General features: G+C 73.7%; 21 protein-coding genes. 12 read left to right on the forward strand and 9 right to left on the reverse strand.

Annotated features, from left to right (window positions below):
• The 5 genes from CCN44_RS21605 to CCN44_RS21625 all read left to right on the forward strand — a co-directional run.
• The coding region (locus CCN44_RS21605) for a DUF4132 domain-containing protein (protein WP_086698762.1) at positions 1-2,996 on the forward strand (2,996 nt) is incomplete at its 5' end.
• Complete coding sequence (locus CCN44_RS21610; protein ID WP_237481530.1) at positions 2,993-4,090, forward strand: ATP-binding protein; 1,098 nt, start codon at positions 2,993-2,995, stop codon at positions 4,088-4,090. The genes CCN44_RS21605 and CCN44_RS21610, both read left to right, overlap by 4 nt.
• A complete protein-coding gene (locus CCN44_RS21615) occupies positions 4,090-6,369 on the forward strand; it encodes a DUF5682 family protein (RefSeq protein WP_158103136.1) in 2,280 nt (759 codons plus the stop codon). Before CCN44_RS21610 ends, CCN44_RS21615 begins: the two co-directional genes overlap by 1 nt.
• Entirely contained in the window at positions 6,366-7,229 is an 864-nt protein-coding gene (locus tag CCN44_RS21620) for an EamA family transporter (RefSeq protein WP_086698765.1), read from the forward strand. The genes CCN44_RS21615 and CCN44_RS21620 overlap by 4 nt, the downstream gene beginning before the upstream one ends.
• 55 nt (positions 7,230-7,284) lie before the next feature.
• The gene (locus tag CCN44_RS21625) at positions 7,285-7,560 is read left to right on the forward strand and encodes a DUF1876 domain-containing protein (RefSeq protein ID WP_059250926.1); all 276 of its coding nucleotides are present in this window, start codon (positions 7,285-7,287) and stop codon (positions 7,558-7,560) included.
• 34 nt (positions 7,561-7,594) lie between these two features.
• Here CCN44_RS21625 and CCN44_RS21630 read toward each other — a convergent pair whose 3' ends face one another.
• From CCN44_RS21630 to CCN44_RS21655, 6 genes are all read right to left on the reverse strand, one after another.
• On the reverse strand, positions 7,595-8,755 hold the full coding sequence (locus CCN44_RS21630; RefSeq protein ID WP_059255104.1) for a serine hydrolase domain-containing protein: 1,161 nt from the start codon (positions 8,753-8,755) through the stop codon (positions 7,595-7,597).
• A gap of 79 nt (positions 8,756-8,834) precedes the next feature.
• Positions 8,835-9,281, reverse strand: coding sequence for an organic hydroperoxide resistance protein (locus CCN44_RS21635; RefSeq protein WP_059250928.1), 447 nt, complete (start codon positions 9,279-9,281; stop codon positions 8,835-8,837).
• 107 nt (positions 9,282-9,388) lie between these two features.
• Positions 9,389-9,853, reverse strand: a complete 465-nt coding sequence (locus CCN44_RS21640) for a MarR family winged helix-turn-helix transcriptional regulator (RefSeq protein ID WP_059250930.1) — start codon at positions 9,851-9,853, stop codon at positions 9,389-9,391.
• Positions 9,850-10,620 (reverse strand): energy-coupling factor ABC transporter ATP-binding protein, encoded by a 771-nt coding sequence (locus tag CCN44_RS21645; RefSeq protein ID WP_059250931.1) that lies wholly within the window; start codon positions 10,618-10,620, stop codon positions 9,850-9,852. The genes CCN44_RS21640 and CCN44_RS21645 overlap by 4 nt, the downstream gene beginning before the upstream one ends.
• Positions 10,620-11,417, reverse strand: coding sequence for a cobalt ECF transporter T component CbiQ (gene cbiQ / locus CCN44_RS21650; RefSeq protein WP_189397175.1), 798 nt, complete (start codon positions 11,415-11,417; stop codon positions 10,620-10,622). Before cbiQ ends, CCN44_RS21645 begins: the two co-directional genes overlap by 1 nt.
• A gap of 1 nt (position 11,418) precedes the next feature.
• Positions 11,419-12,465, reverse strand: coding sequence for an energy-coupling factor ABC transporter permease (locus CCN44_RS21655; protein ID WP_059250936.1), 1,047 nt, complete (start codon positions 12,463-12,465; stop codon positions 11,419-11,421).
• Between the two features lie 149 nt (positions 12,466-12,614).
• On the opposite strand from CCN44_RS21655, the gene CCN44_RS21660 reads away from it, so the two are divergent.
• Positions 12,615-12,953: an SsgA family sporulation/cell division regulator gene (locus CCN44_RS21660; protein ID WP_059250937.1), complete on the forward strand. Its 339-nt coding sequence runs from the start codon at positions 12,615-12,617 to the stop codon at positions 12,951-12,953.
• Here CCN44_RS21660 and CCN44_RS21665 read toward each other — a convergent pair whose 3' ends face one another.
• Together CCN44_RS21665 and CCN44_RS21670 are read right to left on the reverse strand one after the other, a co-directional pair.
• Positions 12,954-14,618, reverse strand: a complete 1,665-nt coding sequence (locus CCN44_RS21665; RefSeq protein ID WP_086698768.1) for a penicillin-binding transpeptidase domain-containing protein — start codon at positions 14,616-14,618, stop codon at positions 12,954-12,956.
• A 98-nt stretch (positions 14,619-14,716) separates the two neighbouring features.
• Entirely contained in the window at positions 14,717-16,351 is a 1,635-nt protein-coding gene (locus CCN44_RS21670) for a penicillin-binding transpeptidase domain-containing protein (protein ID WP_086698772.1), read from the reverse strand.
• Positions 16,352-17,194: 843 nt separating this feature from the next.
• Here CCN44_RS21670 and CCN44_RS21675 point away from each other — a divergent pair.
• A complete protein-coding gene (locus CCN44_RS21675; protein ID WP_086698775.1) occupies positions 17,195-18,253 on the forward strand; it encodes an RICIN domain-containing protein in 1,059 nt (352 codons plus the stop codon).
• Here the strand turns inward: CCN44_RS21675 and CCN44_RS21680 are convergent.
• Positions 18,250-20,007: a dolichyl-phosphate-mannose--protein mannosyltransferase gene (locus tag CCN44_RS21680; RefSeq protein WP_086698778.1), complete on the reverse strand. Its 1,758-nt coding sequence runs from the start codon at positions 20,005-20,007 to the stop codon at positions 18,250-18,252. The genes CCN44_RS21675 and CCN44_RS21680 overlap by 4 nt on opposite strands.
• A 115-nt stretch (positions 20,008-20,122) precedes the next feature.
• Between CCN44_RS21680 and rsmI the strand changes: the two genes are divergently transcribed.
• From rsmI to CCN44_RS21705, 5 genes are all read left to right on the forward strand, one after another.
• The gene (gene rsmI / locus CCN44_RS21685; RefSeq protein ID WP_086698781.1) at positions 20,123-20,971 is read left to right on the forward strand and encodes a 16S rRNA (cytidine(1402)-2'-O)-methyltransferase; all 849 of its coding nucleotides are present in this window, start codon (positions 20,123-20,125) and stop codon (positions 20,969-20,971) included.
• 222 nt (positions 20,972-21,193) lie between these two features.
• Positions 21,194-21,604, forward strand: coding sequence for a hypothetical protein (locus tag CCN44_RS21690; protein ID WP_059250946.1), 411 nt, complete (start codon positions 21,194-21,196; stop codon positions 21,602-21,604).
• A gap of 47 nt (positions 21,605-21,651) precedes the next feature.
• A complete protein-coding gene (locus CCN44_RS21695) occupies positions 21,652-22,551 on the forward strand; it encodes a TatD family hydrolase (RefSeq protein ID WP_059250948.1) in 900 nt (299 codons plus the stop codon).
• A gap of 114 nt (positions 22,552-22,665) precedes the next feature.
• Positions 22,666-24,075, forward strand: a complete 1,410-nt coding sequence (locus CCN44_RS21700; RefSeq protein ID WP_086698784.1) for a resuscitation-promoting factor — start codon at positions 22,666-22,668, stop codon at positions 24,073-24,075.
• A 177-nt stretch (positions 24,076-24,252) separates the two neighbouring features.
• Positions 24,253-24,450: rRNA adenine N-6-methyltransferase family protein (locus tag CCN44_RS21705; protein ID WP_276329123.1), on the forward strand; the 198-nt coding region annotated here is incomplete at its 3' end.

A 24,450-nucleotide genomic window follows, 5' to 3' on the forward strand; every position in this document is an offset into this window, starting at 1 on the left:
ACGGCCTGGCCTTCGCCGCGCAGGCGCTCGTGGAGTACTTCGACGTCGAGCCGCACTACCAGCAGCACGGCGTCCGCCGCGAACACCCCTGGCTCGGCTTCCGCCCCGACGCGACCGGGGGCGCCCACTGGGAGCGGGCGAAGTTCGCCGACCGCGTACGCGCCCTGCTGTCCGTGACCGACGAGGACACCTACCGGGAGACGGTCGCCGCGCTGGCCGGCTGCCGGACCGGTGTGCGTCGCCGGATCGTCGTGTCTTATCTGCTGCCCGCCGAGCAGGTCTGGGTGGACGAGTGCTGCGCCGACGTCCCGCAGGCCGACGGGCCGCTGCGGGCGATGCTGCTGTGCTCGCTGAACTCCCCGGAGCAGCTCAAGCACTTCGGCCGCCGGGCCGGCCTCGGCTGGTACGGCTGGACGCCGGCGCTCGTCGCCACCCTCGCGGAGGGCACCGGCACCGCCTTCGTCCCGCTCCTCGACGAGGCCCTCGACCAGGCCTACAACGCCGAGTCGACCAGGACGATCGCCCATACCCTGGTCGAACTCCCGACGGACGAGGCGTTCCGGCTCCTCCTGGACCGCATCGACGACAAGCACGTCCGCCCGCACCTGCTGGAGGCGATGCGCCGGTACCCGGTGCGCGCCCTGCGCCTGCTGGGCGCGGCGGCGGCCGGCTCCGCCAAGAACGCGTCGATGGCCGGTCAGCTCCTCGTCGCGCACGTCCTCGCGCACACCGCCGTGACCGCCGCCGCGCTGCCCGACCTGCCCGCCGAGGTCGCCGACCTCGTGGCGCCGCACCTCACCCGCGCCGACCGGGTGGCCGAGGCACCCGCCGAGGCGCTGCCCGCGCTGCTGGTCAGCCCGCCGTGGGCAGGGCAGCGCACGGCCCGCAAGGCCCGTGTGATCGCCGAACCGCCCGCGGCCCCCGCACCGCAGCTGGCGTGGCAGCCGGGCGAACAGGAGGCCTGGGAGAAGGCCGACACCTGGTACGGCGGGTGGCGCGTCGGACACGACTGGTCCCGCGCGATCGAGCACCTGAAGCGGACCGGGCAGCTCAGGACCTTCCAGGACGTGCGCCTGTTCGTCGACGGCCCCGAGGACGTCGTACGACCGCTGCTCGCCGACTGCGCTCCCGAGGACTTCTGGGACGGCGAGGCGGCGCTGAAACCGGTCGCCGCCAAGCACGGTCTGGCCGCCCTGCCGCTGATGCGGCGCGCCGCGGCCCGGCACCCGAGCACCCTGGGCGCACTGCTGCTGCCGTACCGCTGCGGCCAGGTTGCCGCGCTGGTCTGCGACTGGCTGGTCCGGCTGAAGTCCGCCGACGCCACCGCCCGCGCGTGGCTGGCCCGGCACGGCCTGGACGCGGTGCCGTTCCTCGTCCCGCACGCGGTGGGGCCGGCCGGCACGGTCCGGCGCGGTGCCGAGAAGGCGCTGCGGCTGCTGGCGGACGCCCACGGCCAAGCGGCCCTCTCCGCGGCCGTCGCCGGATGCGGGGAAGAGGCCGCGAGCGTCGTCGCCGAGACGCTGGCCGTCGACCCGCTGGTCGGCGCCCTGCCGGCGCGCCTGCCGGTGATCGGCGGCTGGGCGGACCCGGCGCTGCTGCCGCAGATCCTGCTCACCGAGGGCGGCGCCCTGCCCGCCGACGCGGTCCGCAACGCCCTGATGCTGCTGGCGCTGTCCAAGCCCGGCGAGATCTACCCGGGCCTGGAGGTGCTCACCACGCACTGCACCGCCGACTCCCTCGCCCGCTTCGCCTGGGGCCTGTTCGAGCAGTGGCGGCTGGCCGGCATGCCGCCCAAGGAGAGCTGGGCGCTGCACGCGCTCGGCTGGCTCGGCGACGACGACACCGTGCGCCGGCTCACGCCCGTCGTGCGGGCCTGGCCCGGCGAGGGCGGCCACCACCGGGCCGTGGAGGGCCTGACCGTGCTCGCGACGATCGGCACGGACGTGGCGCTGATGCACCTGCACGGCATCGCCCAACGGGTGCCGTTCAAGGCGCTCAAGCAGCGCGCCCAGGAGAAGATCGCCGAGGTCGCCCAGGGCCTGGGCCTGACCGGCGAGCAGCTCGGGGACCGGCTCGTGCCCGACTTCGGCCTCGACGCGGACGGCAGCACCGTCATCGACTACGGCCCCCGGCAGTTCACCGTGGGCTTCGACGAACAGCTGCGCCCCTACGTCCGGGACGCCGACGGCAAGCACCGCAAGGCGCTGCCCGCGCCCGGCGCCAAGGACGACCCGCAGCTGGCCCCGGCCGAGCGAAAGCGGTTCGCCGCGCTGAAGAAGGACGTCCGCACCGTCGCCGGCGACCAGGTGCGGCGCCTGGAGGCGGCGATGGTCTCGCAGCGGACCTGGACGGCCGCGGAGTTCCGGGAGCTGTTCGTCGCCCACCCGCTGGTGTGGCACCTGGTCCGCCGCCTGGTCTGGATCGGCGACACCGACGGGGTGGCGACGGCCTTCCGGGTGGCGGAGGACCGCACCTTCGCCGACGTCCACGACGACGAGCTGACGCTGCCCGAGGAGGCGACGGTCCGCGTGGCGCACCCGCTGCACCTGGCGGACCTCGACGCATGGTCGGAGCTGTTCGCCGACTACGCGATCCTCCAGCCGTTCCCGCAGCTGGGCCGGGCCGTGCACACGCTGACCGAGGAGGAGGCCGCCGGGCACCGGCTGACCCGGTTCGAGGGCGCGAAGGTGCCGGTCGGCAAGCTGCTCGGCCTCACCAAGCGGGGCTGGGAGCGCGGCGAACCGCAGGACGCGGGCGTGGAACGCTGGTTCCACCGGCGGATCGACGACGACCGCTACCTGGTCATCGGACTCGACGAGGGCATCGCCGTCGGCGCGCTGGACGTGTTCCCCGACCAGACCTTCGAGAAGGTCTGGCTCGACTCCGCCCCGGGCGACTACTGGGGCAGCCGCGCGTACCCGCTGCGCTTCGGCGACCTCGACCCGGTCATCGCCTCCGAACTGCTCGCCGACCTCACCGAGGTGACCGCCCCGTGACCGCCACCCTGGAAGAGACCGGCGAGGAGGCGCTCCAGCGCCCGCCCGCCGAGGTCCGCCACGCCGACGAGCTGGCCGCCCTGCGCGCCGCGGACGACGACCCCCGCCCTCCGGGCTGGCAGCTCAGCCTGCGGGCGGCCCGCCGCTTCATCGTCGGCGACGAACGAGCGGGCGTCAGCCGCAAGTTCGTCGGCAACGTCTCCCTGGTCGAGCGCGCCCTGGTGACCCTGGCCACCAACCGCGGCCTGATGCTCGTGGGCGAGCCCGGCACCGCCAAGTCGCTGCTGTCGGAACTGATCGCGGCGGCCGTCAGCGGCAGCAGCGCGCTCACCGTGCAGGGCGGCGCGGCCACCACCGAGGACCAGATCAAGTACTCCTGGAACTACGCGCTGCTGGTCTCCGAGGGCCCCTCCGCGCGCTCACTGGTGCCCGCGCCCATGCTGCGCGGCATGGCCGAGGGGCGGATCGTACGGTTCGAGGAGATCACCCGCTGCCCGCTGGAGGTGCAGGACTGCCTGCTCTCCCTGCTCTCGGACCGGGTCATCACGATCCCCGAACTGGACGGGTCCCAGGGTCTGGTCTTCGCCCGGCAGGGCTTCAACGTCATCGCCACCGCCAACACCCGCGACCGCGGCGTCAACGAGATGAGCGCCGCGCTCAAACGCCGGTTCAACTTCGAGACGGTGCTGCCCATCGCCGACTTCGACACCGAACTCGGCCTGGTCGAGGCCGAGGCCGCCGCGCTGCTGCGGCAGTCCGGGGTGGAGCCGCCGCCGCGCCGGGACGTGCTGGAGGTGCTGGTCGGCACCTTCCGCGAACTGCGGGGCACGGCCGCGCAGGGCGAGCGGATGTCGACGGTGATGAGCACCGCCGAGGCCGTGTCCGTCGCGCACGCGGTCGGCGTGCGGGCCTGGTTCCTGCGCGGCGAGCCGGGCAGCGCCGCCGACGTGGTGGCCTGCCTGGCGGGCACGGCCGCGAAGGACAGCCCCGAGGACCTCGCCCGGCTGCGCCGCTTCCTGGCACAGGAGGCACCGCGCCGGTCCGGCCCGCAGTGGCAGGCCCTGCACGAGGCCCGTCACCTCCTGGCGGACTGATGCCGGCCGCAGCGTCGCAGCGGCCGGCGGCACCGGCGCGCCCGGCACCGCAGGACCCGCCACCGCCCGCCGTCTTCCTCGGCGTACGCCACCACTCGCCCGCCTGCGCCCGCCTGGTCGCCCACGTGATCCGGACCTTGCGGCCGGCGTTCGTCCTGGTGGAGGGCCCGGCGGACATGAACGACCGGCTGGACGAGCTGCTGCTCGGACACCAGCTGCCCGTCGCCGTGTTCAGCCACTACCGCGACGAGCAGCGCGTCGCCACCTCCTGGACGCCGCTGTGCGACTACTCCCCGGAGTGGATCGCGCTGCGGGAGGGCCGCGCGTCCGGTGCCGAGGTCCGGTTCGTCGACCTGCCCGCCTGGCACCCGGCCCTCGCCGACCGCACCGACCGGTGCGCCAACCGCTACGCGGACGCCGAGGCGCGGTACGCAGAGGCCACGCGCAGGCTGTGCGAGCGCTTGGGCGTCGACTCCGCGGACGCCCTGTGGGACGGGCTGTTCGAGGTCACGGAGCCGGACACCGACCCGGAGGAGCTGCGCGCCCGACTCGACGCCTACTTCGACCTGGTGCGCGGCGACGCGGAGGCGGACGCCGGGGACCGGGCGCGCGAGGCGTACATGGCCTCCTGGGTGCGCGCCGCGCTGGCCCGGGCCGGCGACCGCCCGGTGCTGGTGGTCACCGGCGGCTTCCACCAGCCGGCCCTGCGGGCGCTGTCCGCGCAGCCCGGAGCCGCCGCGGCCCCGGCCGACTGGCCCGCGGTGCCCGAACCGCCCAGTGGTGCGCTCGGCGGCAGCTTCCTCGTGCCGTACTCCTTCCGGCAGCTGGACGCCTTCGCCGGATACCAGTCCGGCATGCCCTCGCCCGGCTACTACCAGCGGCTGTGGGAGACGGGCCCGACGGCCGCCGGGCAGGGCCTGCTGCGCGCCGTCACCGAGCGGCTGCGGGCCCGCGGGATCCCGCTGTCCACGGCCGACCTGATCGCCGCCCGCTCCCTGTCCGAGGGCCTGGCCCGGCTGCGGGGCCACCCGTACGAGACCAGGGTGGACGTGCTCGACGGCCTGGCCGGCGCGCTGATCAGCGACGACCTGGACCGGCCGCTGCCGTGGACGACGCGGGGCGTGCTCGGTGCGGGCACCCATCCGGTGGTGGTGGAGATGGTCGCCGCCTGCACCGGTGAGGCCGTGGGCCGGCTGCACCCCGACACGCCGCTGCCCCCGCTGGTGCACGACGTGGCCGCTCACCTCGCCCGCCTGGGACTCGCCGACGCCACCGCGCCGGTCACCCTCGACCTGACGAAGGACGGGGACCTGGCCCGCAGCCGCACCCTGCACCGGCTGCGCGTCCTGGGCGTCCCAGGCTTCACCCGCGTCTCGGGCCCGGCCGACGGGGCGGATCCGGTGTTCACCGAGGTGTGGGAGCCCCGTCCGGCGGCAGCCGCCCGGGAGGCCGCGCTGATCGAGGCCGGCGCCTACGGAGCACGCCTGGACGAGGCGGCGGCGGCGCTGCTCGGCGAGCGCGTGCGCGCGGCCGGCCCGGAGGTCGGCACGCTGGCCGGGCTGCTGTTCGACACCGTGCTGTGCGGAGCCGGCCCGCTCTGCAGCGAGCTGCTCGAAACGCTCGCGGCCCGGGTGGGACGGGTCGGCGACCTGGGTCCGCTGGGCGAGGCACTCGCGGCGGCGCTGGGCCTGTGGCGGCACGACCGGGTGTTCGGCGTCGCCCGGGACCGGCTGCTGGGCGCGGTGGTGGGCGGTGCAGCCGACCGGGTGTTCTGGCTGGCGGAGGGGCTGCACGGCGCCCCTGGGGCGGACCTGGCCGCGCTGCGCGCGCTGGCGTCCGCGCGGGACGCGCTGCGGCACGCGCCCGACCTGCTGTCGACCACCCCTGAGACCGCCGCCGAGGCCGCCGCCGCCATCGGGTGCGAGCTGAGTCAGATCTGCAAGTCGCTGATCTTCGCCGCCGACGGGGTGCCGGTGCTGGTGCTCATGGACGGGGCCTCGCGCGTGGACGTGGAACGGGTGCGGGCGGAACTGGGGGCCGGGAAGGTCACCCGGGCCGACGCCGCCGTCGTGCGGGAGACCACCGGGTACGCCATCGGGGGTGTGCCGCCGTTCGGGCACCGTACGCGGACGCGCGTCCTCGCCGACCGGTCGCTGCTCGCGCACGACGTGGTGTGGGCGGCGGCCGGCACGCCGTACACCGTCTTTCCGGTCGAGCCGAAGGAACTCGTCGCCCACGCGGGCGCGACGCTGGTAGACGTGCGCGAGCAGCACGGGTGACGCCGCTGGTCACGGCGGCGGTGCTGCTCGCCGCCGTCACCCACGCCGGCTGGAACGCCCTCGCGCACCGCATCACCGACAAGCTCGTCGGCTTCGCCCTGATCTCCGGCGGCGGGCTGCTCATCGGGCTCGCGACGACCCCCTTCGTGGCGTTCCCGGCCGGGCCCGCCTGGCCGTACCTGCTGGCCTCGGCGGCCGTGCACATCGCCTACTACGCGCTGCTGATGACCTCGTTCCGGCTGGGCGACTTCGGGCAGGCGTACCCCCTCGCGCGCGGCAGCGCCCCGCTCGTCGTCACGCTGTTCGCCGCCGTGTTCGCGCACGAGGTGCCCGGCGCCTGGGCGAGCGCCGGCATCGCCGTGTCCTGCCTGGGGCTCGGCGGGGTCGGGCTGTGGGGGCTGCGCGGGAAGCGGCCCGAGTGGGCGGCGATCGGCGCGGCCCTGGCGACCGGGCTGACGATCGCCGCGTACACGGTCATCGACGGCATGGGGGTACGGGCGTCCCACACGTCCCTCGGCTACATCGCCTGGCTCATGGTCGTCCAGGGGTCGGTCCTGCCCCTGTTCCTCTGCGTTCGCGCGCGCGGCGAGACGGTACGGCTGCTGCGGCCGTACGCCGCCCTGGGCCTCCTCGGCGCCGCCCTGTCCGTCGCCGCGTACGCCCTGGTGCTGTGGGCCCAGACCCGTGCCGCGCTCGCCCCGATCGCCGCCCTGCGCGAGTCGTCCGTGATCGTCGGCGCGGCCATCGGCGCCCTGTTCTTCAAGGAGCGCTTCGGCGCGCCCCGGGTCGCCGCGGCGGCGCTGGTGGTCGTCGGGATCGGGCTGACGCTGCGCGCCGGCTGGCACGGCACTCCGACATGACGGTCCGGGGTGCCGTGGCGCACCCTGGAAGCAGCGACGTTCGGAGGTGGTCGTCATGATGCACACCGCTGTCGGATGGCATGTGGAACTCGAATTCCAGGAGGACGATCAGCACACGCGGGCCGCGGCGCTGGTGCGCTTGCCCGACGGCTCCGAGGTGCGCGGGCACGGCCGGGCCAGCCGGCACCGCGTGGACGCGAACCAGCCCCGGGTCGGCGAGGAGATCGCCGGCGCCCGCGCCCTGAACGAACTGGCGATGCAACTGCTGACCAAGGCCCACGACGAGATCGACGCGGCGTCCGGGCGGACCTCGCACCCGATCAACGTCTGACCCGCGCCGGGCCCCGCCGGGCGCGGCGCGCGGATCAGGCGAGCGCCGTGCGGACCGCCCGGACCAGCGCCTGCGCTCGCGGGTCCGCCGTCACGCTCTGCCGGAAGCCGTTGGTGACGTAGCCGAAGGCGATCCCGGTCTCCGGGTCGGCGAAGCCGAGCGCGCCGCCGCGGCCGGGGTGGCCGAAGGAGCCGGGGGCCAGCAGCGGGGACGCGGCGCCGTGCAGCATGTAGCCGAGGCCGAACCGGGTGCCCACCACCAGCACCCGGTCCGGCCCGGCGGACCGCTCGGCGCGGGCCAGCTCCATGGTGTGCGGGGTGAACAGCCGGGTACCGCCGTCCACCTCGCCGATGAGCGAGGCGTAGAAGCGGGCCAGTCCGTCGGCCGTGGCGATGCCGTTGGAGGCGGGCAGCGCGGCGGCGCGGTAGCCGGGGTCGTTCTCGTCGGGCAGCGGGGTGATCGCGGCGAAGGCGCGGCGGGTCAGCGACTCCGGGTCGGCGTAGGCCTCGGCGACCGCGCGCTTGGGGCGGGTCCGCAGGCCGCCCGCTGTCTCCGGGGCGTCGACGGGGCCGACGCGGCCCACGCGCGCGTGCTGCGACGCGGGGAGGCCCAGCCACAGGTCCGCGCCGGCCGGCCCGGCGATGTGGTCAGCGATCCAGTCGCCGGCCGGGCGGCCGGTGACCCGGCGGAGCAGCTCGCCGGTGAGCCAGCTGTACGTCTGGGCGTGGTAGCCGTGGTCCGTGCCCGGCTCCCACACCGGCGCCTGCGCGGCGACGGCCGCGGCGCCCAGGTCGGGGTCGGCGGCCTCGGCCGGGGTCAGCGGGCGGTCCAGCACGGGCACGCCCGCGCGGTGGGCCAGCAGGTCGCGCACGCGCGTGTGCTCCTTGCCCGCCGCCTTGTACTCCGGCCAGTACGTGCCGACCGGGGCGTCCAGGTCGAGTTCGCCGCGCTGGCTGAGGAGCAGCAGCGCGGCGGCGGCGACGCCCTTGGTGGCGGAGCGCACGATCTGCGCGGTGCCGGGCTGCCACGGAGCCGTACCGTCCACGTCCGCGGTGCCGGCCCACAGGTCCACGACCCGGTGCCCGTCGCGGTAGACGGCGACGGCCGCGCCGCGCTCGCCGAGCAGCGCGAAGTTCGCGGCGAACGCCTCCCTGACCGGCTCGAAGCCCTCGGCCACCGTGCCGTTCACGTCCACGTCCACGTCCGCCGTCCCTTCCGATCGCCTGCGACAGTGGGTGCAACAAGCGCCGCGGGCCTGCGATTCCTCGGTGGGATCAGCCCAGCAGAATCGTTACGTCGATGTTGCCGCGGGTCGCGTTCGAGTACGGGCACACCGCGTGCGCCGCGTCCACCAGCCGGGCCGCCACCTCCGCGTCCAGCACCGGCAGGGAGACGCTGAGGGCGACCGCGAGGCCGTAGCCGCGGTGCTTGTTGGGGCCGATGCCGACCTTCGCGGCCACCGTGGAGCCGGTCAGGTCGTAGCCCTCACGCTGGCCGACCAGGGTCAGCGCGTTGTGGAAGCAGGAGCTGTAGCCGGCCGCGAAGAGCTGCTCCGGGTTGGTGCCGTCGCCGTCGCCGCCCAGCTCCGGCGGCATCGCGACCCTCAGCGCGATCCGGCCGTCCTGGCTGGTCACATAGCCGTCCCGGCCGCCGTGGGCGGTGGCCTCGGCGACGTACACGATCTTCGTCGGACGGGTGTCGACAGCGGTGCCCTCGGTCATGGCCGGCCTCCCCCGGAACAAGTGGCGCACAAGTACATCGTGCACAAGGTACTGGCCGGTAGGTCAGGGTCCGCCGCCAGGGGGGCGCAACCGCCGGTAACGCGGGATCAGTGCCGGTCGGCCGCCGCGTCGGCGCGCTCCGTGAGCTGCCACAACGCCTCGCGCAACCGCGCGGCCTCCGGCCCGCCGAGCCCCGTGCTGGTGAGCAGGGTGCCGGGCACGCGCGCCGCGCGCTCCCTGAGTTCCTCACCGCGCCCGGTGCACGTGACGAGCACCGAGCGCTCGTCACCCGGCGCGCGCTCCCTGCGCACCAGACCCGCCCCCTCCAGCCGCTTCAGCAACGGCGAGACGGTGCCGTAGTCCAGCCGCAGCGCCGCCGCCAGCTCCTTCACGCTGGTCTCCCCGCGCTCCCACAGCACCAGCAGCACCAGGTACTGCGGATAGGTCAGCCCGAGGTCGTCCAGCAGCGGACGGTACGCGGCGGTCACCGCGCGCTGTGCCGCGTACAGCGCGAAGCACAGCTGGTCGTCCAGCAGCAGCGAGCCCTCGGCGGCCGGGTCCTCGTTCGTCACGCGCCCATTGTCACGGACTTCGGGTCGAAGCCGAACGGCAGCTCCAGCCGGTGCGCCCGCATCAGCTCCGGGTCGGACAGCAGCGCGCCGGTCGGGCCGTCCGCCACGATCACGCCGTCGCTGAGGACGAGGGAGCGCGGGCACAGCTCCAGGGCGTACGGCAGGTCGTGCGTGACCATGAGGACCGTGACGTCCAGGGAGCGCAGGATGTCGGCGAGTTCCCGGCGGGAGGCCGGGTCCAGGTTGGAGGACGGCTCGTCCAGGACGAGGATCTCCGGCTCCATGGCGAGCACGGTGGCCACCGCGACCCGGCGGCGCTGCCCGAAGGACAGGTGGTGCGGCGGCCGGTCGGCGAAGTCCTGCATCCCGACCCGCTCCAGCGCGGTGCGCACCCGCTCCTCCAGCGCGGCGCCCTTGATCCCGGCGGCGGCCGGCCCGAACGCCACGTCCTCCCGCACGGTCGGCATGAACAGCTGGTCGTCCGGATCCTGGAAGACGATGCCGACCTTCTGCCGGATCTCGGCCATGTGCCGCGGGCCGACCGGCAGCCCGGCCACCGTCACCGTGCCGGTGCCGCCGCTCAGGATGCCGTTCAGGTGCAGCACCAGGGTGGTCTTGCCGGCGCCGTTGGGGCCGAGCAGGGCCACCCGCTCGCCGCGCGCGAGGGAGAAGTCCACACCGAACAGGGCCTGGTGCCCGTCCGGGTAGGCGAAGGCGAGGCCGGAGACCTCCAGCGAAGCGGGTACGGCGTTCGTCACGGCATCCATCACAGCATCCATCCCAGCAGGCAGACGACGAGGGCGGCACAGGGCAGGGCGAGGGCGTGCCGCCACTGCGCGCCGGACGCGGTCACCTCGTCGATGACCGGCATCGTGCCGGCGTACCCCCGGCTCACCATGGCCAGGTGCACCCGCTCCCCGCGCTCGTAGGAGCGGATGAACAGCGCGCCGGCGGACTTGGCGAGCACGCCCCAGTGCCGTACGCCCTTCGCCTCGAAGCCGCGCGACTCCCGGGCGATCCGCATCCGGCGCATCTCGTCGGTGATGACGTCGCCGTAGCGGATCATGAAGGACGCGATCTGCACGAGCAGCGGCGGCAGCTTCAGCCGCTGGAGCCCGAGCAGCAGCTCGCGCAGCTCGGTGGTGGCGGCCAGCAGCACCGAGGTGGCGACGCCGAGGGTGCCCTTGGCGAGCACGTTCCAGGCGCCCCACAGCCCGTTCACGCTGAGCGAGAGCCCGAGGACGTGCACCCGCTCGCCCTCCGCCACGAACGGCATGAGCACCGCGAACGCGACGAACGGCACCTCGATCAGCAGCCGCCTGAGCAGGAAACCGGCGGGCACGCGCGCGTGGTACGCGACCGAGGCCAGCAGCACGGCGTACACCCCGAACGCCCACATCGCCTCGCGCGGGGTCGACACGACGACCAGCACGAACAGGAAGGCGGCGGCGAGCTTGGTGTGCGGCGGCAGGCCGTGCACGGGCGAGTGCCCGTGCCGGTAGAGCCGGTGCGCTCCCCCACGCTCGGCTGCGCTCGCGCGGGAGGTACCCCCATCTGCTCCCACGTCAGACCTGGGTGTTCACGGGGGAGACGTCGTCGCTGCGGCGCCGGCGCAGCGCCCAGAACACCGCGCTGCCCGCGACGACCGTGACGCCGACGCCGATCACGCCGGCCAGGCCGCCGGACAGCCGGGCGTCCGCGATGTCCTTGACGCCGTAGTCGGCCAGCGGGGAGTCGGCCGTGGCGTGCTCCTTCGCCTTCTTGTCGATCCCCTTGTCGTGGGCGACCTTCTCCAGGCCGTCGGGGTTCGCGGAGGCGTAGAAGCTGACGAAGCCGGCCAGGACCAGGGAGGTGACCAGGCCGGTCACCCACAGCGTGCGCCGCGAGGTGCGCGCGGCCACGGGCGTCGTGACGGGCGCCGGGGCGTCCACCAGGTCGCCGTTCACCCGCAGCTGGAGCCGCTGCCGCAGGCCGCGCGCGCCGTACACCAGGTCCGGGCGCACGGCGATGACGGCACCGACCGTGAGCGCGGTGATGACCGCCTCGCCGATGCCGATCAGCACATGCACGCCGACCATCGCGGTCGCGACCTTCCCGATGGAGACGTCGGTGGTACCGCCGACCGCGTACAGCAGCGTGAAGGCGATCGCGGCGGCCGGCACGGAGACCAGCGCGGCGACGAAGGAGGCGACGGTCACCGAGCGCCGCTTGCGGGGCAGCACGGCGAGCAGGCCGCGGAAGACGGCGTACGAGACGACCGTGGTGACGATCGCCATGTCGGTGATGTTCACACCGAGCGCGGTCAGACCGCCGTCGGCGAACAGCACACCCTGCATGAGCAGCACGACCGACACGCACAGCACGGCTGTGTAGGGGCCGACGAGTATCGCGGCCAGGGCCCCTCCCAGAAGGTGACCGCTGGTGCCGGCCGCGACCGGGAAGTTGAGCATCTGTACGGCGAAGATGAACGCCGCCACCAGACCGGCCAGCGGGGCCGTCCGCTCGTCGAGTTCGCGGCGGGCGCCGCGCAGGCTCACCGCGAGGGCGCCGGCAGCGACCACTCCGGTGACCGCGGAGGTGGGGGCGTCGATGAATCCGTCAGGTACATGCACCAGACGATTTTAGGCCCTTGTTGCGAACCCTTTGCAAGAGAGACGAAGTCTCGTCTCTCACCGGGGCGCAGACAGGAAAATGTGCGACTCTTGATGGAAAGCGGATGCACAGCTTTCACATAGGTCACGGTGCGTGAGAGGGCGGTCCGATGTCTGTAGTCGAGCAGTACGCGCGCGCTCATATCGTCACGGACGAGGAGGACCCGGGGGCCGTGCCCGTCGTGTTGCGGTACGACCCCGACAGTGATCCCCGCTCGGTCCGGGTCGGCCTGCCCGGACCGCACGAGTGGACCTTCTCCCGCTCGCTCCTGGAGCGGGGGCTGCGGACGCCGGCCGAGAGCGGCGACGTCCGGGTGTGGCCCTGCGGGCGGGTGCAGGCCGTGGTCGAGTTCCACACCGACCACGGCGTCGAAGTGGTGCAGTTCGAGTCGAAGACCCTGCTCCGCTTCCTGCGCCGGACGTACACCGCGGACCCCGTGCGGAACTGATCAGCTCCCGAGCTTCAGCAGCTTCGCCACGATCGGTCCGGCCGTGTCGCCGCCGTGCCCGCCGGCCTGGACCACGCCGGCGGCGGCGAGGTCGCCCTTGTAGGCGGTGAACCAGCCGTTCGGCTTCTTCTGCCCGTCGACCTCCGCCGAGCCGGTCTTCGCCCCGGAGTCCGAGCCGAGCCCCGCCATCGCCTCGGCCGCCGTGCCGTACGCGGCCGTGTACCGCATCAGCTCGCGCAGCTGGGACACCGTCCTGGCCGACATGGTGCGGGGGGCGGTGGCCAGCGTGCGGTGGTCCACGGACGGGGACACCAGGTACGGCTGGCGGAAGGTGCCGGACTGCACGGTCGCCGCGACCGAGGCCATGTTCAGCGGGTTCATGCGCACCCCGCCCTGCCCGATCAGCGAGGCCGCCATCTGCGCCGCCGACTGCACCGGAACCGAGCCGTCGAAGGTGGGCACGCCGATCGACCAGTTGTTCATGGACAGCCCGAAGACCTGCTGGGCCTGCTTGGTCAGGTCGTCGTTCCTCAGCTTCTTCGCCTGGCTGATGAAGGCGGTGTTGCAGGACCGGGCGAAGCTCGCCTTGAACGTGCCGCCCTTGATCTGGAAGTCGTCGTCGTTGTGGAACTTCCAGCCGCCGTAGGTGAACGTCTTCGGGCAGGGGTGCGGCTTGTCCGCCGCGGCCAGGCCCTTCTCGATCAGCAGCGACGACGTGATGACCTTCATCGTGGAGCCCGGCGCGAGGGAGCCCTGGAAGGCGGTGTTGAAGCCGTGCCCGCTGTTGGCGACCGCGAGGATCTCCCCGGTCGAGGGCCGCAGCACGACCACCGAGGCCCGTGCGCGCTTGTCCACCTGCTGCTCGGCCGCCGCCTGGAGCGCGGGGCTGAGCGTCGTCTTCACCGTGCCCGGCGTGCCCTTGCTCAGCTCCACCAGCGTCTTGTCGGACTGCTTGGCGGCCTTGGCGGCCTTGCCCCGCACCACGCGCAGCTCGACGCCCGCCGAGCCGCCCGCCTCCTTGCCGTACTTCTCCCGCAGCCCGTCCAGCACCGTGCCCAGGGACGGGTACTCGGCGGCCGTCAGCTCGCCGCCGTCCCGGTCCAGGGCCTTGACCGGCGGGGTGCCGGACTCGCCGGTCACCAGCCTGTCGCCGTCCCTGAGGTCGGGGTGGAGCACCGCGGAGTGCCAGTCGACCAGCGGCTCGCCGTCGCTCGTCCGGCGCACCACGGTCAGCGAACTGCCGTACGTGAGCGGCTTGCTGAGCTTGCGGTAGGCCACCGTCGCCTTGACGGAGAACGGCACCGTGGCGCCCTTGGCCTTGCCCGGGGTGAGCTTGACGTCCTTCAGGCGGGCGTCCTTGGCGTAGCCGGTGAGCAGCTTGCCGGCCGCGGACGGGTCGTCGGTGGCGGCTGCCGCCTCGGTGACCCGGCCCTGCTGCCAGGCGGTCAGGAAGCGGGCGGAGGCCGTGCGGACCTCGGCCGCGGTGAGCGGGCCGGTCCGCACCGTCCGGTGGCCGGCCGTGGTGTCGGTGCGCTCGTCGGCCGCGGCCCCGCCGTACAGCGCGTAGACGCCGAACCCGGCACCGCCGACCACCACGGCGATCATCCCGCCGAGCACGGCGGGGCGGGTCTTCCGTCGTTCGGCGACGCGCCTTCTCTTGCCCACAGCCTCAGTTCCTCCGCACCTTTCCCCAGGGTCCCCGCACGCCCTCACATTCCCCAACGACGGCATTCACCTTAAAGTCCCCGCCTTCACGGGTGATCTCAGCGGGCGATCCGTAGCACGCTTGCGACAATCGGCCCGGCCGCGTCGACGCCGTGCCCGCCGTCCTGGACCATGGCCGCCGCGGCCACGTCGTCGCGGTACCCGGTGAACCAACTGTCCGGCCGGGCCTCCCCGTCGACCTCCGCGGACCCGGTCTTCGCGCCGACGTCCCCGCTCATCCGGCCCATCACGCCCGCCGCGGTGCCGCTGCGCGCGGTGCGGTTCATCAGGGCGCGCAGCTGCCGGACCGTGCCCGACGACAGCCCGCGCGCGCGTGCCGGTTCCCGGCCGTCCAGCTTCAGCGGCACGATCAGCGGCTGGCGGAAGGTGCCGGTCTTCGCGGTCGCCGTGACGGACGCCATGTTCAGCGGGCTCATCTGCACCTGGCCCTGGCCGATCAGGTTGGCCGCGGTGTCCGGGCCGCCGGAGGCGGGGACCCGGCCGTCGAAGGTCGGCACGCCGACCTGCCAGTCGTTCCGCCCGAGCCCGAACCGGTCCTGCGCCTCCCGGGTAAGGGAGTCGGTCTTCACCTCGTCCGCGAACTTCACGAACGCCGTGTTGCAGGAGCGGGCGAAGCTGTCGGCGAGGGTGGCGTCCTCGTTCGGCTCCAGGCCCTTGAGGTTGTGGAAGGTCTGGCTCTCCGAGACGGCCGACGGCGGACAGGGCGCCGGTCCGTTCGCCGTGGTCAGGCCGTTGTCGATGAGGGTCGCCGCGCTGATGATCTTCATGGTGGAGCCGGGGGCGCGGGTGCCGAGGAGGGCCGCGTCGAAGCCGTCCCTGCGGTTGTTGGCGACGGCCAGGATCTCGCCGGTGCTCGGCTTGAGGGCCACGACGGAGGACTCGGGGTACGCGGCCACGGCCGCCTCGGCCGCCGCCTGCGCGCTCGCGCTGAGCGTCGTGGGGAGCTTGCCCGGCCTGCCCTTGGCCAGGGTGAGCAGCGGGGTGTCCGCGGCCTGGCTGCCGTCCGCCGCCGCCTGACGGCGGATCACCAGTTCCACGCCGGCCCGGCCGCCGGCCTTGTCGCCGTACCGTCTGCGCAGCTCGTCCAGGATCGGCCCGAGGGACGGGTACGTCACCCGGGTGAGCACCTTCCCGTCGCGGTCCACGGCCTCGATCTCCGGCGCGGCGGACGTGCCGGTGGTGAGCGTGTCGCCCTTGCGCAGGCGGGGGTGGACGACGGAGGGCTGCCAGTCGACCAGGGCGCGGTGCGAGGTCTCGCCGCGTACGACGGTCAGCCGGCTGCGGTAGGAGAGCGGCCGGGAGACGCCGTCGTACGACACCGTCGCCCTCACCGTGAAAGGCACCGTGTCGCCGGTGGCCCTGCCGGGCGTGATCCGCACCTTGCCGATGTGCGCGTCGCCGGCGTAGGCCGACAGCAACTCCTGTGCCGCCTGCGGATAGTTCGTCCAGGAGGCCGCGGACACCGCGTCGCCCTTCTCCCAGGCGGCGAAGAACGCGCCGGTCGTCTCCTTCACCTCGGAGCCGGTGGGCGGACCGGTCCGCTCGGGCGCCGCCGCCCCCGTGCCGCCGTCGCCGTTCAGCGCGGACGCGAAGGTGTAGACCCCGTAGCCGGCCCCACCCAGCATCGCGGCGCACACGCCGCCGACGACGACCGCTTTGACCCCGTTGCGCATGGCGCGGATCCCCTCCCGGTTCGACCTGTTGAACGTGTTCAAAACAGGTGCAGAGAGCACTGTAAGCGGTTGCGGCGCGGATGTGACCGGAGTTGCCGATTGTTGTCCGAACGGAGACGTTGCCGTGCGCGGATGATCACCGGCTGTGGCGGTCCCCGCGGTGCGCCGTGGCGAAGCCTGGCGAACCGTTGCGCGCGGTCGAGCGGTGCCCTGGCGCACCGGTATGTTGCGGGACGTCCGGTCGTGTCCCTCCGTCAACGCCTGCTCACTCGGGGCGGGTTGGCCTCAGGGCCGAGCAGAAGGGAGACCGGACCGGATGGTGAGAGCGACGAGACGGGAACCGTGCCGAGGGCGGCACCGCCGCACCGACTGGGTGCAGCTGGCGGCACTCTTCCTGACCGCGGTCACCGCCATCGCGGGATGCGTCGAACGCCTCTTGTGACGCACGGGAGGTGAGCCCGGCCGATGCATGGACGGCCGGACCCACCCCGCCCCGCGCACCGGCCCGGCTCCGGGGGGCCGCCCGGAGCCGGGCCTCGGTGCGTGTGCGGGGACGAGGTAAGCGCACCCTGGCCGGACGCTCAAGGGTCCGCCGGCGATCCCCGGCGACTTGCCCGTTTTTGCCGGTGGCTTTTCGAATTGCGTTCGAGTGGCGTATCCGGGTGGCGAATCGCGAAGCCCCAGGCAGGGCGGGCAGCGGGGTGGCGAAACCTGGCGTGTGGGCCTCTGCGTCCCACCGGGCGCTCGGACTCGAGTCGCTCACCCTCCCCGGATGGCCTACGTTGGGGATGGACCGTCCCCTCGGACGTTGGCCCCCAGGTCTGCATGGAGTGGAGCGCCGCCATGGGAAATTCCCGGTCCTGCCCAGGAAGAGGAACGTCCCGGCTCGTTCTGGTGATCGCGCTGCTCGCCGGGCTCTGCCTGTGGGCGCCCGCCCCGGCTGATGCCCAGGACGACGGCGCCAGTATCTACAACCAGAGTTCCGGGCTGGCGGTGGACGTCACCGCCGCGGGGACGGCCAATGGCCAGGCGATCGTCCTGTGGCCGCACAACGGCGCAGCGCAGAACCAGCAGTTCCGCTTCGTCGCCGTGCAGGGCGGGTACAAGATCGTGGCACGTCATTCGGGCAAGTGCCTGGACGTCTCGGGCTTCTCCAAGGCCGACGGGGCGCAGGTCTTCCAATGGGACTGCCACGGCGGCGCCAACCAGCTCTGGGAGTTCGTGGACATCGGCGATCCCAAGTCGTGTCCGCCCTCCGGCGGTTGCCCCGAGAACGTGGTGGGATACCTGATCGTCTCCAAGCACAGCGGCAAGTGCCTCGACTCGGGCAACTCCGCATTCCCCAGTCCGCCCCGGATGGGCGCCGGCCTCCAGCAATGGGGGTGCGCGCGGAACACCGGTGACCCCTGGTGGGTCAACCAGGCATGGCGGACCGGCGACGAACCGGTGCGGCTGCCGCCGTTGCCCGCCGACGCCAAACACCTGGTCGACCAGGTCGTCCAGGAACGCCTGGGCAGGTGCGCCGATCCCAGCGTGCGCATCGACCCCCGGCTCAGCGAGGTGGCGCGCAAGCACAGCGCCGACCTGGCCGCCCACTACGCGCAACTCATCGACGCGTACGCCAGGAACGACTCCAGGCGGGGACACATAGGCTCGGACGGCACCATGCCGGCGGACCGCGTCAGAGCGGCCGACTTCACCCCCGCGCAGCGCGCAGAGAACTGGAGCTACGGCACGAACCAGACGTACGCCCAGGCGATGTACAGGTGGGTGTACGACGACGCGGCATCCAACTTCGGGCACCGCGACGCCATCCGCGACTGCACCTACCGGGTCATCGGGGTCGGCAGGGCCGACGGCCACAACTCCCGTGTCTACTGGACCCAGAACTTCGCCCGCTAGACCCAGGTGTCCAGCCACATCCGCGACCGCCAGCTGTCGATCGGGATGGCCTGGCCCGTGTACAGGGGCCAGAAGTAGATGAAGTTCCAGGCGATCAGCAGGACCAGGACCCCCGCCGCCGTCGCGCCGATCACCCGGCGGGTGTCACTGGAGCGTGGTGGGCCCACGATCGCGCCGATCATCATCGCCACCGCCAGGCACAGGAACGGCAGGAAGACGACCGCGTAGAAGAGGAAGATCGTCCGCTCCTGGTAGAAGAACCACGGGGCCCAGCCCGCCGCGATGCCGCAGGCGACCGCGCCGGCCCGCCAGTCGCGGCGGAACGCCCAGCGCCACAGCACGTAGCCGATCGCGAAGCAGGCCGCCCACCACAGCAGCGGCGTGCCGATCGCCAGCACCTCGCGCGCGCACTTCTCGCCCGCGTCCACCGGGCAGCCGTCGGAGCCGGGGGAGGGGGACTCGTAGAAGTACGACACCGGGCGGCCCAGCACGATCCAGCTCCACGGGTTGGACTGGTACGTGTGCGGCTGGTCGAGGTTGACGTGGAACTTGTACACCTCGTGCTCGTAGTGCCACAGGCTGCGCAGCCAGTCCGGCAGGAACGACCACGTGCCGCCCTTGCCGTCGGTCGCCGCCCAGTTGCGGTAGTAGCCGCCCGTGCCGTCGGTGGGGGAGAGGATCCAGCCGGTCCAGGAGGCCACGTAGACCACCAGCGCCACCGGGACCGTCGCCACGAACGCGGCACCCGTGTCGTACTTGAGGACCGCGAGGTACGGGTGGCGGGCGCCGGCCACCTTGCGGGTGCCGATGTCCCACAGGACCGTCATCACACAGAAGGCGGCCAGGACGTACAGGCCGCTCCACTTCGTGCCCACGGCCAGGCCCAGCATCACGCCGGCCCCCCAGCGCCACGGGCGCCAGCCGAAGCGGAAGGCGTCCGCGACCCGCCCGTCCGGCCGTACCCGCCCGTCCGGGCCCGCCGGCAGCGCGGCGGCCAGTCTCTCCCGCGCCCGGTCCCGGTCCACGACCAGACAGCCGAACGCGGCCACCACGAAGAACATCAGCACGCCGTCGAGGAGCGAGGTCCGGCTCATCACGAAGTGCAGGCCGTCCACCGCCATCAGCGTGCCCGCCAGGCAGCCCAGGAACGTCGAGCGGAACATCCGGCGGCCGATCCGGCACACCAGCAGCACGCTCAGCGTGCCGAGCAGCGCCGTCATGAACCGCCAGCCGAACGGATCGAACCCGAAGACCAGCTCGCCGACCCCGATGACGTACTTGCCGACCGGCGGGTGCACCACGTACGCCGGGTCCGTCGGGAGCGCCAGCTGTCCGTGCTGCTGGAGCACCATGTCGTTGGCGTTCTTGCCGTACTGGTCCCAGCTGACCTCGAAACCGCGGTGGACGAGCGCCCACGCGTCCTTGGCGTAGTACGTCTCGTCGAATATCACCGCGCGCGGGCTGCCCAGGTTCCAGAACCGCAGCACGCCCGCGAGCAGCGTCACCAGCAGCGGCCCGCCCCAGCCCGACCAGCGGGTGAGCCGCTCGGCGAGCAGCGGCGGCACGCCGAGCGCCCGCCACAGCCGGGGGCTCGGCTCGGTGTACGGCGGCACCAGCCGGTCGCGTACGTCGCCCGCGGGGGCGTCCGTGGCCGGCGCGTAGCCGAATCGGCGCAGCCGCTGCTGCCACGACGGCCGCTGGTCGTGCGGTGCCTGGCCCTGCCGGAGGTCCATGGAGGACGCGGTACTGGTCACCGCGCCATCGTAGGGAACCGTGCTGTGCGAGTCCCGTGCATGCGCGGTACCGGTCCGGAGACGGCCGGCCTCCTCCGCGTCCCGCGGCGGGCGGCGGCCCTGGGAGGATGGGGGTGTGACTGGAACCCTTGTCCTGGCAGGTACCCCCATCGGTGACATCGCGGACGCGCCGCCCCGGCTGGCCGAGGAGCTGGCCGGAGCCGACGTGGTCGCCGCCGAGGACACCCGGCGGCTGCGCCGGCTCACCCAGGCGCTGGGCGTCACCCCCAAGGGGCGCGTCGTGTCGTACTTCGAGGGCAACGAGTCCGCCCGTACGCCCGAGCTGGTCCAGGAGCTGGTCGGCGGCGCGCGCGTGCTGCTGGTGACCGACGCCGGCATGCCCTCCGTCTCCGACCCCGGCTACCGGCTGGTCGCCGCCGCCGTGGAGCAGGACATCCGGGTCACCGCCGTACCCGGGCCGTCCGCCGTGCTCACCGCGCTCGCCCTGTCCGGGCTGCCCGTCGACCGGTTCTGCTTCGAGGGCTTCCTGCCCCGCAAGGCCGGCGAACGGCTGTCCCGGCTGCGCGAGGTCGAGGCCGAGCGGCGCACCCTCGTCTACTTCGAGGCCCCGCACCGGCTCGACGACACCCTCGCCGCGATGGCCGAGGTCTTCGGCGCGGACCGGCGCGCCGCCGTCTGCCGGGAGCTGACCAAGACGTACGAGGAGGTACGGCGCGGTCCGCTGGCCCAGCTGGCGCGGTGGGCCGCCGAGGGCGTGCGCGGGGAGATCACCGTCGTGGTCGAGGGCGCGCCCGAGACCGGGCCCGAGGAACTCGACGCCGCGGAGCTGGTGCGCCGGGTACGGGTGCGGGAGGAGGCCGGCGAGCGGCGCAAGGAGGCGATCGCGGCGGTGGCGGTGGAGGCGGGGCTGCCGAAGCGGGTGGTCTTCGACGCCGTGGTCGCCGCGAAGCGTGGGGGTGAGTGACGGGGGCCTGCCCCGGTAACGCCGTGGCGCTGCCCCATGGGCAGGCAAAGGGCCGGCGTCGTCGGCAAAGCACAGCCGTCCCGTACGCGCCTGTTCGGCAAGCGATGTCCAAATCGGCTCCAACACTCGACAGGCCTGATGCATTCGCCCGGGCGGAGGCGTCCACTGGGCGCAGGGACGCACCCGTCCACGAGGGACGGACCCGGGCGACAGGGAGCCGGCATGAGTGACACAGCAGGGCGGACCGGCCTGCGCGGTACGGCCAGGGCCGTCGGGCACGAGTCGTACGCGTTCGCCTGCATGCGCTGCGGGCACGGCTGGGAGCAGTCGTACGAGATAGAGCACCACACGGACGCCCGGGGGGAGGAGTTCGTGCTGTACGTGGCCGACGGCCGGGTCGTGCCGTCGCCGCTGAGCCGGCCGGCCTGCCAGAACTGCGACGGCCACGTCGTGCGGATCATGCGCGCGGGCCAGGTCTCCTCGGTGCGCGGCGCGGCCGAGCGGCGGCACCGGGTGCCGCCGGCCGGCCCCGTCGAGGTGCCGCGGGTGCCGGGGCCGGCCGCACCGGCCGGGAAACCGCACCACTGGCACCTGTCCGACCTGCTGCACATGTTCCAGCGCCGGGCGGGCTGAGCCGGTCGGCGGACCGCGGGGGCGGCCCCCTTTCGTAGGATCGGGGCATGCCCTCGAACGCCGGCCCCCGCTCCAAGGACGACGACAAGAAGGCGGCCCCGCCGCTCCCGGCACCCCTCCAGGTGCCCGTCGCCGACTCCCACACCCACCTCGACATGCAGTCCGGCACGGTCGAGGAGGGCCTGGCGAAGGCCGCCGCGGTGGGTGTGACGACCGTCGTCCAGGTCGGCTGCGACATCAAGGGCTCGCAGTGGGCCGCCGAGATCGCCGCCGCCCACGACAGCGTCCACGCCGCCGTCGCCCTGCACCCCAACGAGGCCCCGCGCATCGTGCACGGCGACCCCGACGGCTGGTCCCGGCAGGGCGCCCGGGCGGCCGGCGGCGACGCGGCGCTGGACGAGGCCCTCGCCGAGATCGACCGGCTGGCCGCGCTGGAGCAGGTCAAGGGCGTCGGCGAGACCGGCCTCGACTACTTCCGCACCGGCCCCGAGGGCAAGGCCGCCCAGGAGCGGTCCTTCCGCGCCCACATCGAGATCGCCAAGCGGCACGGCAAGGCGCTGGTCATCCACGACCGCGACGCGCACGCCGACGTCCTGCGCGTCCTGAAGGAGGAGGGCGCCCCCGAGCGCACCGTCTTCCACTGCTACTCCGGCGACGCCGAGATGGCCGCCGTCTGCGCCCGCGAGGGCTACTACATGTCCTTCGCCGGCAACGTCACCTTCAAGAACGCCCAGAACCTGAGGGACGCCCTCGCCGTCGCCCCGCTGGAGCTGGTCCTCGTGGAGACCGACGCCCCCTTCCTCACCCCCGCGCCGTACCGCGGACGGCCCAACGCCCCGTATCTCGTCCCGGTCACCGTCCGGGCGATGGCCGCCGTGCGCGGCATCGACGAGGACGCGCTGGCGACGGCCCTGGGTGCCAACACGGCCCGCGCCTTCGGCTACTGATCACCCGTTCGAGGCGCGACAGTCCGTAGTCGAGTCGCTTTGGAGAGTGACCGCCGCTCCGCTAGGTTCTGGGGGCCCGATCCGGACCCCTCTGGCTCTCTGGAGCGTGTCGGCGTGAGCAAGTCGCAGTTCGAGACGCACGACGACGTCGGCCACGACGCCTCCGTGCACACCGCGAAGACGCTGCCGTACGGCGGCAGGTACAAGGACACCTACCGGCCCGCCTACGAGGCCGAGGCGTACTTCGTCACCGAGCCGGCGCCACCGCTGCCGCGGCAGGCGACGCCCGCGCCGGTGCTGCCCGAGGCCGGAGCGCCGCCCGAGGAGAGGGAGGCGCCCGAGGAGACGGAGGCGCCCGGGGAGGCCGAGGCGTCCGCGGAGAGCGGCGGGCGGGCCGCACGCCGCCGCAGGACGCGCTGCGCCGAGCGCCCGGAGTCCCCCATGCGCCGGCTGCTGCCGCAGGCGCTGGTCGTGGCCTTCCTGGCCGGCGGCACCACCGCCTTCGTCGCCAAGGACAAGGCGATCGAACTGAACGTCGACGGCAAACAGCGCACCCTGCACACCTTCGCCGACGACGTGGGCGAACTGCTCGTCGAGGAGGGCGTGCGCGTAGGGGCGCACGACGTGATCGCGCCCGCCCCCGGCACGGCCCTCGCCAGCGGCGACGAGGTCGCGGTGCGGTACGGGCGCCCCGTACGGCTCACCCTGGACGGCCGGCGGCACCAGGTGTGGACGACGGCGCACACGGTGGAGGGCGCGCTGCACGAACTCGGGGTGCGCGCCGAGGGCGCCTACCTGTCGGCCTCGCGCTCCCAGCGCATCGGACGCGCCGGGCTCGCGCTCGACGTGCGCACCGAGCGGGCGGTCACGGTCATGGCGGACGGCCGGACCCGCACCGTCCGCACCAACGCGGCCACCGTCCGGGAGGCGGTCGAGGAGGCCGGGATCACCCTGCGCGGCCAGGACACCACCTCCGTCCCGCCGGACAGCTTCCCGCGCGACGGGCAGACGGTGACCGTGCTGCGGGTGACCGGCACCCACGAGGTCCACGAGGAGCACATCCCGTTCCTGGTCGAGCGGACCGAGGACCCCTCGCTCTTCACGGGCACCGAGGTCGTCTCGCAGCCCGGGCAGTTCGGCCTGCGGCGCACCACCTACCTGGTACGCACCGTCAACGGCGTCCGGCAGAGACCGCGCCGGGAGAAGACCGAGCTGGTGCGCAGCCCGCGCAAGCAGGTGGTGCGGGTGGGCACCAAGCCGCGGCCCGACTCCGTGCACGGCGCCGACCACCTGAACTGGCGTGCGCTCGCCCTGTGCGAGTCCGGCGGCCGGCCGGACGCGGTCGACCCTTCCGGCACGTACGGCGGGCTGTACCAGTTCGACACCCGCACCTGGCACAGCCTCGGCGGCAAGGGCCGCCCCCAGGACGCCTCGGCGGAGGAGCAGACGTACCGCGCGAAGAAGCTGTACGTACGGCGCGGGGCGAGCCCCTGGCCGCATTGCGGGGCCCGGCTGACGGGGTAGCGGAGCGCCGCAGGAGGTGCGCGCCGTTCCCCGGTGGCAGTGCGTCGTGGCCGGTCGCTCCCCCGACGTCTCGGCTCCGGGCGCCGCATACCGATGACGGCCCCGCGCCCCTCCGGGGGCACCACCCGCATGGGCACCTGGCAAGCCGCCTCCTTCCACCCCCGTACCCTTGTCCCCGTGAGCAGCCCCACCCCCGAAGCCCTCCTCGGTCCGGCCGACGTCCGCGAACTCGCGGCAGCGCTCGGTGTCCGCCCCACCAAGCAGCGCGGCCAGAACTTCGTGATCGACGCCAACACGGTCCGCCGGATCGTCCGGACCGCCGAGGTCCGCCCCGACGACGTCGTCGTCGAGGTCGGCCCCGGCCTCGGCTCGCTC

Source organism: Streptomyces tricolor (genome assembly GCF_002155905.1).
In the GTDB taxonomy this organism is placed as follows: Bacteria; Actinomycetota; Actinomycetes; order Streptomycetales; family Streptomycetaceae; genus Streptomyces; species Streptomyces tricolor.